Origin of the sequence: Streptomyces himastatinicus ATCC 53653 (assembly GCF_000158915.1) — a bacterium.
GTDB lineage: Bacteria > Actinomycetota > Actinomycetes > Streptomycetales > Streptomycetaceae > Streptomyces > Streptomyces himastatinicus.
In genome coordinates this window covers 196,415-206,570 of the sequence record NZ_GG657754.1, presented here as the reverse complement: position 1 = coordinate 206,570, position 10,156 = coordinate 196,415, and the positions used below count along the sequence as shown (strand labels likewise).

At 71.6% G+C, this 10,156-nt stretch carries 12 protein-coding genes; 8 read left to right on the top strand and 4 right to left on the bottom strand.

Annotated features, from left to right (window positions below; translation table 11 throughout):
* From SSOG_RS53050 to SSOG_RS00910, 4 genes are all read left to right on the top strand, one after another.
* Positions 1-301: carbohydrate ABC transporter permease (locus SSOG_RS53050; protein ID WP_167542447.1), on the top strand; the 301-nt coding region annotated here is incomplete at its 5' end.
* Positions 298-1,146, top strand: a complete 849-nt coding sequence (locus SSOG_RS00920) for a carbohydrate ABC transporter permease (RefSeq protein ID WP_208867311.1) — start codon at positions 298-300, stop codon at positions 1,144-1,146. The genes SSOG_RS53050 and SSOG_RS00920, both read left to right, overlap by 4 nt.
* Before the next feature lie 8 nt (positions 1,147-1,154).
* Positions 1,155-2,159, top strand: a complete 1,005-nt coding sequence (locus tag SSOG_RS00915) for a Gfo/Idh/MocA family protein (RefSeq protein ID WP_009712297.1) — start codon at positions 1,155-1,157, stop codon at positions 2,157-2,159.
* A complete protein-coding gene (locus tag SSOG_RS00910; protein ID WP_009712296.1) occupies positions 2,156-3,160 on the top strand; it encodes a Gfo/Idh/MocA family protein in 1,005 nt (334 codons plus the stop codon). Before SSOG_RS00915 ends, SSOG_RS00910 begins: the two co-directional genes overlap by 4 nt.
* A 4-nt stretch (positions 3,161-3,164) precedes the next feature.
* Here the strand turns inward: SSOG_RS00910 and ppk2 are convergent, their stop codons facing one another.
* The 4 genes from ppk2 to SSOG_RS00890 all read right to left on the bottom strand — a co-directional run bounded on the left by ppk2 (position 3,165) and on the right by SSOG_RS00890 (position 6,585).
* Positions 3,165-4,079, bottom strand: a complete 915-nt coding sequence (gene ppk2, locus SSOG_RS00905; protein WP_009712295.1) for a polyphosphate kinase 2 — start codon at positions 4,077-4,079, stop codon at positions 3,165-3,167.
* Between the two features lie 26 nt (positions 4,080-4,105).
* Positions 4,106-4,342: a hypothetical protein gene (locus SSOG_RS00900; RefSeq protein ID WP_009712294.1), complete on the bottom strand. Its 237-nt coding sequence runs from the start codon at positions 4,340-4,342 to the stop codon at positions 4,106-4,108.
* Between the two features lie 42 nt (positions 4,343-4,384).
* Positions 4,385-5,539 (bottom strand): inorganic phosphate transporter, encoded by a 1,155-nt coding sequence (locus SSOG_RS00895; RefSeq protein WP_039936248.1) that lies wholly within the window; start codon positions 5,537-5,539, stop codon positions 4,385-4,387.
* 92 nt (positions 5,540-5,631) lie between these two features.
* Positions 5,632-6,585: a LysR family transcriptional regulator gene (locus SSOG_RS00890; RefSeq protein ID WP_039936246.1), complete on the bottom strand. Its 954-nt coding sequence runs from the start codon at positions 6,583-6,585 to the stop codon at positions 5,632-5,634.
* A 131-nt stretch (positions 6,586-6,716) separates the two neighbouring features.
* Between SSOG_RS00890 and SSOG_RS00885 the strand changes: the two genes are divergently transcribed.
* The 4 genes from SSOG_RS00885 to SSOG_RS53045 form a co-directional block, all read left to right on the top strand.
* Positions 6,717-7,628 carry an ABC transporter substrate-binding protein gene (locus SSOG_RS00885; RefSeq protein ID WP_009712291.1) on the top strand — a complete coding sequence of 304 codons (912 nt, stop codon included), beginning with the start codon at positions 6,717-6,719 and terminating at the stop codon, positions 7,626-7,628.
* A complete protein-coding gene (locus SSOG_RS00880; RefSeq protein WP_009712290.1) occupies positions 7,625-8,575 on the top strand; it encodes an amino acid ABC transporter permease in 951 nt (316 codons plus the stop codon). Before SSOG_RS00885 ends, SSOG_RS00880 begins: the two co-directional genes overlap by 4 nt.
* Positions 8,572-9,336 carry an amino acid ABC transporter ATP-binding protein gene (locus SSOG_RS00875; protein WP_009712289.1) on the top strand — a complete coding sequence of 255 codons (765 nt, stop codon included), beginning with the start codon at positions 8,572-8,574 and terminating at the stop codon, positions 9,334-9,336. The genes SSOG_RS00880 and SSOG_RS00875 overlap by 4 nt, the downstream gene beginning before the upstream one ends.
* Before the next feature lie 44 nt (positions 9,337-9,380).
* On the top strand, positions 9,381-10,156 hold a 776-nt coding region (locus tag SSOG_RS53045), incomplete at its 3' end, for an NAD(P)/FAD-dependent oxidoreductase (RefSeq protein WP_009712288.1).

Here is a 10,156-nt window from a genome sequence, read left to right as displayed (position 1 = left end):
CCGCATGGACGGCGCGGGCCCGGTACGCGAGTTCCGGTCCATCACCGTCCCGCTGCTGCGGCCCGAGATCGCGGTCGCCCTGTCGATCACCGTGATCGCCGCGCTCTCCAGCTTCGACCTCATCTACATCACCACCGGCGGCGGCCCCGGCAACGCCACCGTCGTCCCCGGCATCCTCATCTACCGCCTCGCCTTCGGCGGCGGCGCCGTCGGCCTGGCCAGCGCGCTGGCCGTCGTCCTCACCGCCGTCATCTCGGTGGCCGTCCTCGTGATCAACCGGCTCGCCAAGGAGGCCCCGTGACCACCGGCGCCACCACCGCTGTCGCCCGCCCGGCCGCCAGGGGGCTCGCGGCGCCCGCCGTGCTCGCCGTGTTCCTGGCCGTCGTCCTGATCCCCTTCCTCTCCCTGCTGCTGGCGGCGCTCCAGCCCGCCGGTACGCCGCTCACCGGCTTCGCCTGGCCCCGCGGCATCCACCTGGAGAACTTCGGCCACGCCTGGTCCGCCGCCGGATTCGGCACCCTGCTGCGGTCCAGCGCGGTGATCGCCCTCAGCGTCGTGCCCGCCGCCGTCGTCTGCGCGACCCTGGCCGGATACGCGCTCGCCACCATGGAGGTCCCCGGCCGCGGCAAGCTCTACGCGTATCTGCTGCTCGGCCTGTCCATCCCGGTCGAGGTCACCGTCATCCCGCTCTACTACGACCTGCGGGCCGTCGGACTCACCAACACCGTGCCGGGCCTGGCCCTCGCCGAGATCGGCGCGTTCATGCCGTTCGGCGTGTTCTGGATGCGGGCGCACTTCGCGACCATGCCGCGCAGCCTCATCGAGGCCGCCCGGCTGGACGGCGCCTCGTCGTGGACCACGCTGTGGCGGGTCCTGATGCCCAGCTCCCGCCCCGCCGTGACCACCCTCGGCGTCCTCTACTTCGTGTGGAGCTGGAACCAGTTCCTGCTGCCGCTGGTCCTGATCCAGGATCCGAGCCGACGCACCGCACCCGCCGGACTCGGCCTGTTCACCGGCCAGTACGAGGTCGACGTACCGCTCCTCGCGGCGGCCACCCTGATCGTGATCGCCCCCGTCGTCCTCGTCTACCTGTTCTTCCAGCGGCACTTCATCAACGGGGTGCTCAGCGGAGCCCTCAAAGGCTAGGAAAGCCCATGGCAGAACTCGACATCGCGCTGATCGGTGCGGGCGGCATCGCCCGCACCCACCTGCCCGCCTGGGCAGCGCTCGGCGCCCGCGTACGTGTCTACGCGCCCGACCCCCACACCGCCACGCTCGCCCATGAATTCGGCGCCACCACGGCCGACTCGCTGCACGACGCGATCAGCGGCGCCGACGCGGTGGACATCTGCACCCCCACCGACACCCACCACGACATCGCGCTGACCGCCATCGCCGCCGGGGCCCATGTGCTGTGCGAGAAGCCCCTCGCACTGGGCGCGGCCGACGCCGAGGAGATGGCGGACGCCGCCGACGCCGCCGGGGTGCGGCTCTACCCCGGGCACGTGGTGCGCTACTTCCCCGCGTACGCCCGGCTCCGCGCCGCCGTCGCGGGCGGCGAACTCGGCCGGGTCGCGGTCGCCCGCTTCACCCGCACCGGCCGCTACCCCACCTGGAGCCGCTGGTTCGCCGACCCCGGCCGCTCCGGCGGCATCCTGATCGACCAGATGATCCACGACCTGGACATCGCCCGCTGGCTGTTCGGCGAGGTCATACGTGTCCACGCCTACCAGCGCGGCCACTTCACCGCCCCCGCCCCGGCGGGCGCGGTCGCCACCGGAGGCGCGGTCCTCACCCACGAGGGCGGTGTCATCAGCCAGGTCGTGGGCGTCTGGGCGCCCCCGGCCACCCGGTTCCGCACCACCTTCCACGTGGCCGGGACCGGCGGGACCGTGCGCTACGACTCGCTCGCCGCGCCCGGTCTGCGGGTCACCGGCACCGTGGCCGAGGAGGACGGGATCCCGGCCGGTGACTTCGGCGAGTCCCCCTACCTCACCCAGATACGCGAGTTCGCCGAGGCGTTCGCGGGCGGTCCGGCGCCCCGGGTGAGCGCACGCGACGGCGTGGCCGCCGTCCGTATCGCCGAGGCCGCCGCCCACTCCGCCCGCACGGGCCGCGCCGTCGAGCTGACCGCCACCAAGGAAGGAACCCCCACGTGAGGGTCGCCGTACTGTCCTTCGCCCACGTCCACGCCGCGACGTACGTCGAGCTGCTGCGCGACCGCGACGGCATCGACCTGATCACCGCCGACCCCGACGCCCCGCCCGGCGACGCCACCCGCGGGCGCGCCCTCGCCGAGCGGCTGGGGGCGCCGTACGCGGACACCTGGGACGAGGTCTTCTCGCTGCCCCTCGACGCCGTCGTGGTGTGCGGCGAGAACGCCCGCCACCGGCCCCTGGTCGAGCGCGCGGCGGCGGCCGGGGCCCATGTGCTCTGCGAGAAGCCGCTCGCCACCACGGAGGACGACGCCCGCGCCATGATCGACGCCTGCGCGCGCGCCGGGGTCGGCCTGATGACCGCGTACCCCGTACGGTTCAGCCCCGCCTTCGACGCCCTCCACCGCTCCCTGACCGACGGCTCCCTTGGGGACCTCGTCAGCGTCCACGGCACCAACAACGGCACCAACCCCGCCCGTATCCGCGGCTGGTTCGCCGACCCTGAGCTGGCGGGCGGCGGCGCGGTCATGGACCACACCGTCCACCTCGCCGACCTGATGGACGTCCTGCTGCACGGCGAACAGGCCACCGAGGTCTACGCCCAGGCCAACACCGTCCTCGAGCCCGACTCGCCCGTCGAGACGGCGGGCCTGGTCACCGTCCGCTACCCGAGCGGCGCCGTCGCCACCATCGATTGCAGCTGGAGCCAGCCCCCGGCCCACCCCACCTGGGGCGGCCTGACCCTGACCTGCGTGGGGGAGCGCGCCATCGTCGAGTTCGACGCCTTCCCCCGGCTGCTCGGCGGCTTCGACGCGATCAACGGCCGCGCCCGCTGGGAACCCGGCGGCACCGACCTGGACGCCGCCATGCTGGACGAGTTCCTCGACGCCGCCCGCACCCGGCGGCGCCCCCGCCCCGACGGCGAGGCGGGCCTGCGCAGCCTGCGCATCGTCCTGGCCGCCTACGCCTCCCTGCGCACCGGCCGCCCCGCCGCCGTGGGCTGAGCCCCTACCGCACCCCGCCGGTGTCGGCCGTATCGTCTTCGCCCGCCTCCAGCAGACCTGCCGCCGCGCCCACGATGCGCGGATCGACGGTGCCGACGACCTCCTCGTCCTTGTCGGAGTAGTCGAAACGGGCGAGCACGCTGCGCATGGCCTCGACCCGGGCCCGCTTCTTGTCGTTGCTCTTGACCACCGTCCAGGGCGCGTGATCCGTGTCCGTGTCGTGGAACATGGCCACCTTCGCGGCGGTGTAGTCGTCCCAGAGGTCCAGCGAGGCGAGGTCCATCGGGCTGAGCTTCCACTGCCGTACGGGATCCACCTGGCGGATCGTGAAGCGCGTGCGCTGCTCGCCCTGGGACACCGAGAACCAGAACTTCACCAGGTCCACGCCGTCGTCCACGAGCATCCGCTCGAACATCGGCGCCTGGCGCATGAAGCGCCGGTACTCGTCCTCCGAGCAGAAGCCCATGACCCGCTCGACACCGGCCCGGTTGTACCAGGACCGGTCGAAGAGCACGATCTCGCCCGCGGTCGGCAGATGCTCCACGTACCGCTGGAAGTACCACTGGCCGCGCTCGCGCTCGGTCGGCTTCTCCAGCGCGACGACGCGAGCGCCGCGCGGGTTGAGATGCTCGGTGAAGCGCTTGATCGTGCCGCCCTTGCCCGCCGCGTCCCGGCCCTCGAAGACGATGACGAGGCGGCGTCCGGTCTCCTTGATCCAGCTCTGGAGCTTCAGGAGTTCGATCTGCTGGAGCCGCTTGTGCCACTCGTACTCCGGGCGCTCCATGCGCTGCGGGTACGGATAGTTCTCCCGCCATGTGTCGACCGGGCTTCCGTCCGGCCGGATGAGCACGGGGTCGTCGTGGTCGCTGTAGTCGACCCGCAGGTCGGCCAGCTCGGACAGCAAGGGCGGTGTCGTCATCCGCTGTTCCTTTCCGCCTCGGCGCCTCAGTGGAACTGCGGCACGATCAGATAGATTCCGTAACCCACCACCGCGGCGCATGCCACGAAGCACAGTCCGGCCTGGGTGAGGCCGACGGTGGAGGAGCCGGTGCCGTTCTCCTCACGGGCCGCCTCGACGCGGGCGAGGCCCAGGACGCCGAGGGCGAAGACGGTGACCACGGCGACGGTGACGCCGACGCTCACCGCGGCGACCTGGCCGAGTGCGCTCCAGTCGAGTTGCATCGTTTTTCCACTTTCCGTGATTCGGCCGAGTTGCGAAAGGAGTTACGCGGCCGAGCCGACCGTGGCCGGCGGCCCGGTGCGGAGGGTGACCTCGTGGGTGTCGTTCACGTTCTGCGCGTGCACGGGGTTGCGGCGCGAGAGGACCACGATGCCGGTGGCGAGGGCCGCGCCGACCAGGGCGACCACCGCGGCGCCGATGTTGCCGCCGTTGGTGACCACGCTCGCGGATACGCCACCGACCACCGCGGCTGCGGGCAGCGTGACCATCCAGGCGATGACCATGCGGCCCGCGACGCCCCAGCGCACCTCCGCCAGCCGCCGTCCAAGGCCCGCGCCGAGGATGCTGCCGGAGGCCACCTGGGTGGTGGACAGGGCGAAGCCGAGGTGTGCGGAGGTGAGGATGACGGTGGTTGAGGCGGTCTCGGCGGCGAAGCCCTGCGGCGACTGGATCTCGGTGAGGCCCTTGCCCATGGTGCGGATGATCCGCCAGCCGCCCAGATACGTGCCGAGCCCGATGGCGAGCCCCGCGGAGGCGATCACCCACAGCGGAGGACCGGCGTCATGGCCGAGCGCGCCCGTCGAGATCAGGGTCAGCGTGATGACACCCATGGTCTTCTGCGCGTCGTTCGTGCCGTGCGCGAGGGAGACGAGCGAGGCCGAGGCGATCTGACCGGCCCGGAAGCCCTTGGTCACCGACTTCTTGCGGGCGCGGTCGGTGAGCCGGTACGCGAGGTAGGTGGCCAGCAACGCGGCGACCCCGGCCACGACCGGCGAGGCCACCGCCGGGATGAGCACCTTCTCGACGACTTTGTCGAAGTGCACACCGTGGGCGCCCGCTCCGACCCATACGGCCCCGATCAGCCCGCCGAACAGGGCGTGCGACGAACTCGACGGCAGCCCGACCAGCCAGGTCAGCAGATTCCAGAGAATGGCCCCGACCAGCCCCGCGAAGATCATCCCTGGGGTGACCAGGGAGTCGTCGACGATGCCGCCCGAGATGGTCTTGGCGACCTCGGTGGACAGGAAGGCCCCGACCACGTTGAGGACTCCACTCACCAGAACCGCCGTTCTGGGCGTGAGCGCGCCGGTGGCGATGGAGGTCGCCATCGCGTTCGCCGTGTCGTGGAATCCGTTGGTGAAGTCGAAGGCGAGCGCCGTGACGATGACGACCGCCACCAGGAAGGTGATGTGGTCCATTCCTGTATGCAAACAAGCTCAGGCCAATGCCCGGCGAACGCGTGGCAAAGGAAGGACAAGGACAGGAGCGGTCCGGTGTCGGCCGGTGGCCGTCAGCCGGTGACCGTGGGCCACTCCCCGCCGTCCCGCTCGGGCAGGGCGGCCGCGGCGGTGTGCAGGAGGGCGAGGGCCTGGGGGAGGAACGGGTTGGGATCGCTGGTGCGCCGGGTGGCGTAGACCCGGCGGGTGTGGGCGGGATCGGTGAGCCGGACGAGGTGGGTGCCGGAGGCGTCGGGTGAGGCGGAGGTGTCCATGATGGCGAGTTCGGGCGCGATCGCCACCCCCAGGCCCTGCCGGACCAGTTCGTAGGGCAGGTTGTAGTCGTTCGTACGGAAGAGCACCTCGGGCAGGAAGCCGCCGGCCGCGCAGATGTGGCGCAGACAGCGGGCGGCGTCGGTGTCCTCGTGGTAGCTGATCCAGCGCTCGTCCCGCAGATCGGCGAGGCGGATGTGCCGCCGTCCGGCCAGCGGGTGGCCGGCCGGGAGGAGTACGTACAGCGGTTCCTCCCGTACCAGCGTGTGGTCGAGGCCGTCGGGCCAGCTGTGCGGCACCACGCCGTACTCGAAGATCACGGCGAGGTCCAGCCGCCCTTCCACCACCGCGGGCACGGTCACCTGCGGGTCGCCCTCCTCGTAGCGGACGTCGACCTCGGGACGGTCGCGGAGGAACCCCGTCAGCACCGTCGGCACCAGCCGGAACCCCGCGGACCAGAAGCTGCCCAGCCGCAGCCGCCCCCGCTCGGCGGCGGCGTACGCGCGCATCTCGTCCTCCGTCGCTGACAGGTCGGCCAGCAGCCGCCCCGCGCGCCGGGCGAGCTGGAGCCCGGCCGGGGTGGGGCGCACACTGCGCGGTGAGCGCTCGAAGAGCGCGACGCCCAGGGCGCGTTCGATGGTGGAGATCTGCTGGGACACGGCGGAGGGCGTGTAGCCGAGGCGCTGGGCGGCCGAACGGAACGAGCCCGCGGCGACCACCTCGCATATCGCCTGGAGCTGCGGCGGGGTCAGCATCAAAGGAACTTAACACTCCGCATGGAAACGTTCGTTCTCCCTGTTCTTGCCCGGGCCCTCGCCGTCGCGCAGATTGGGCGTCCACCAGACCTGCGCAGATCCCCTGACCAGCAGCCCAGAAGGGAGGCACCGTGCCCGGAAGGCAGGCGCGAGCCCGCGCCACCGCACTTCCCCTCGCGCTCGCGGCACTGCTCACGCCGACCGTGACGGCGTGTGGCGGCACCACGACCGTCAACCAGTCCAAGGTGCCCGAGCAGCGCGCCGACCCCGCACTCCGCGCCCTGCTCCCGCGGGACATCCGCGATCAGGGGTCCCTCACCTCGGCCGTCGGCAACGACTACCCGCCGCTGTCCCTCCTGGACCTCGACAACAAGACCGTCATCGGCGCCGAACCCGACCTCATCCGCGCGGTCGCCCAGACCCTCGGCCTCCGCGTCCACCTGGTGCAGGCGAACTTCGACAGCATCATCGGCGGTGTCCGGTCCCACCGTTACGACGTGGCGATCCAGGCGATGCTCGACAAGAAGGAGCGCCAGTCGCAGGTCACGTTCGTCGACTACATGAAGACCAGCAGCTCGATCCTGGCCTCCGAGAAGGCCGCCGGGAACATCCGCTCCCTGGCCGGCCTGTGCGGCAGCCAGGTCGCCGTCGAGCAGGGCACCTCGCAGGTGGACGACGTGGCGGCGCAGGCGAAGAAGTGCGCGGCGGACGGCAAGCCCGAGCTGGAGAGCCTGGTCTTCCCCGACTCCGTCGGCTGTTTCCAGGCCCTGTCCACGGGCCGCGCCGACGCGTTCGTCGGCGGCACCCCCACCGTCGACTACCAGGCCGAGATGTCGCACGGCAGGTTCCGCACGGCCGGTGAGCCGTACCGCTTCCTGCCCTACGGAATCCTGATCAACAAGGAGGAGCGGACCTTGGTACGAGCTGTCCGCGGTGCCCTTCAGAAACTCATCGACAACGGCACCTACGCGAAGATCCTCAAGCAGTGGAAGCTCACGTCCGGGGCGCTGAAGCACGCCACCGTGAACGGGGGTGCGGCATGACCGAGACCCTCGCCCGGACGGACTCCGGCGGCACCGGCTCCGGCCCCGCCGCGGAAACCCTGCGCGCCGTTCCCGTGCGGCGCCCGGGGCAGCGCGTCGCCGCGGTCGTCGTGACCTTCCTGCTGGTCTTCCTCCTGGAGGGCTGGATCACCAACCCCCGGATGCAGTGGGGGACCGTCGGCGAGTTCCTCTTCTCGCCGGTCATCATGGAGGGGCTGCGGACCACCCTGCTGCTGACCGCCCTCGCCATGGCGGTCGGCATCGTCGGCGGTGTCGTCCTCGCCGTCCTGCGGATGTCCGCCAACCCGGTTCTGTCCCGGCTCAGCTGGGCCTACATCTGGCTCTTCCGCGGCACCCCGCTGCTGGTGCAGCTCCTCTTCTGGTACTTCCTCTCCGCGATCGTCCCCACCATCGGCCTCGGCGTCCCCTGGGGGCCGACGTTCGTGGAGGCCGAGACGAACGTCCTCATCACCCAGCTCACCGCCGCCGTCCTCGGCCTCGGACTGCACGAGGCGGCGTACATGGCCGAGATCGTCCGCGCGGGCATCACCTCCGTCGACGACGGCCAGAGCGAGGCCGCGCAGGCGCTGGGCATGTCGCGCGGGCAGACCCTGCGCCGCATCGTGCTGCCGCAGGCGCTGCGCATCATTATCCCGCCCACCGGCAATCAGGCGATCTCCATGCTGAAGACCACCTCGCTGGTCTTCGCCATCGCCGTGCCCGAGCTGCTGACCTCCATCCAGGGCATCTACTCGCGCAACTTCCAGCAGGTGCCGCTGCTGGTCGTCGCCTGTTTCTGGTACCTCGTGGCCACCTCCGTGCTCAACGTCGGCCAGTACTACCTGGAACGGCGCTTCGGCCGCGGCACCAGCCGCACCCTGCCGCCCACCCCGCTCCAGCGGTTGCGCGCCGCAGCCCGCAAACACCGTGAGGAGACCGCACGTTGACCCCAGCCGTGATCAGAGCCGAGAGCGTGCACAAGAGCTTCGGCCGCACCGAGGTGCTCAAGGGCATCGACCTGACCGTCGCGCCCGGCGAGGTGCTGTGCCTGGTGGGCCCCTCAGGCTCCGGCAAGTCCACCTTCCTGCGCTGCATCAACCACCTGGAGACCATCGACCGGGGGCGGCTGTACGTCCGCGGCGAACTCGTCGGCTACGAGGAGCGGGACGGCAAGCTCCACGAACTGAGCGAGAAGGCCGTCTCCCGGCGCCGCCGGGGCATTGGCATGGTCTTCCAGCGGTTCAACCTCTTTCCGCACATGACCGCGCTGGAAAATGTCATCGAGGCCCCCGTCCAGGTGGGCAAGGAGCCGAAGGCACGGGCCCGGAGGCGCGGCGCGGAACTGCTCGACCGGGTCGGCCTGGCGGACAAGACACACAGCTACCCCGCCCAGCTCTCCGGCGGACAGCAGCAGAGGGTGGCCATCGCCCGCGCCCTGGCCATGCGGCCCGAACTGATGCTGTTCGACGAGCCCACCTCCGCGCTCGACCCCGAACTCGTCGGAGAGGTACTGGAGGTGATGCGGGCACTCGCCGACGACGGCATGACCATGGTCGTCGTCACCCATGAGATGGGATTCGCCCGGGAGGTCGGCGACACGCTGGTGTTCATGGACGACGGCGCCGTCGTCGAGACCGGCCCGCCCGCGGACGTCCTGAGCGACCCGCGCCACGAACGCACCCGCGCGTTCCTCAGCAAGGTCCTCTGAACAGCCTCGGCACACGACCTCTGCACGCCACTGAAGGAGTCTCCATGACCCGTGCCCTCGTCATCGGCGCCGGAGTGATAGGCGCCGCCACCGCCCACTGCCTCGCCGAGGCAGGCGTCGACGTCACCGTGCTCGACGCCGGCGGCCGTACCCCGGGCACCTCCAGCGCCACCTTCTCCATCGATGTCACCCACTTGAAGACCCCCCACTCCTACTTCCTGCTCAACCAGCGCAGCGCCGCGCTCCACCGGGAACTGGAGCGGGAGATCCGGGCCCGCACCGGAGCCCCCGGCTGGCGCCACCCCGCACCGCTCGTCCAGTGGGGCCACACTGAGGAGGAACAGCGCACCCTCCGCGCGCGTGCCGAGCGCCTCGCCGGCTGGGGACACCCCTGCCGCACGGCCGACCCCGGCGAACTGCGCACCCTCGCACCCGCCGTCGACCCCGCCTCCTGCCGCGCCACCGAACTCGTCGTACATGACGACGCCACCTGGTACGACGCCCCCCACCTCGCGCACACCCTTCTCGACCGGGCCGCCGCGCTGGGCGCCGACATCCGCTACGACACCCCCGTCACCGCCCTGCTGCGGGACGGGATGCGGGTACGCGGCGCCGAGGCGCGGGGCCGCCACTTCGAGGCCGACCACGTCGTCAACTGCGCGGGCCCCGACGCCGGGCGCATCGCCGAACTGGCCGGGGTGCGGCTGCCGTTGCGCCGGATCCCCGGCCTGGTCGGCGAGTCCGTCCGCTCCCCGAGCCGCTGCGCGCCATCGTCGCCACCCCCGGCGTCGATCTGCGCCCCGCCCCGGGCAACCGGGTG

Coding starts and splice junctions, on each gene's coding strand:
- SSOG_RS00915 (WP_009712297.1), top strand. CDS start 1,155: ATGGCAGAACTCGACATCGCGCTGATCGGTGCGGGCGGCATCGCCCGC.
- ppk2 (WP_009712295.1), bottom strand. CDS start 4,079: ATGACGACACCGCCCTTGCTGTCCGAGCTGGCCGACCTGCGGGTCGAC.
- SSOG_RS00900 (WP_009712294.1), bottom strand. CDS start 4,342: ATGCAACTCGACTGGAGCGCACTCGGCCAGGTCGCCGCGGTGAGCGTC.
- SSOG_RS00895 (WP_039936248.1), bottom strand. CDS start 5,539: ATGGACCACATCACCTTCCTGGTGGCGGTCGTCATCGTCACGGCGCTC.
- SSOG_RS00890 (WP_039936246.1), bottom strand. CDS start 6,585: ATGCTGACCCCGCCGCAGCTCCAGGCGATATGCGAGGTGGTCGCCGCG.
- SSOG_RS00880 (WP_009712290.1), top strand. CDS start 7,625: ATGACCGAGACCCTCGCCCGGACGGACTCCGGCGGCACCGGCTCCGGC.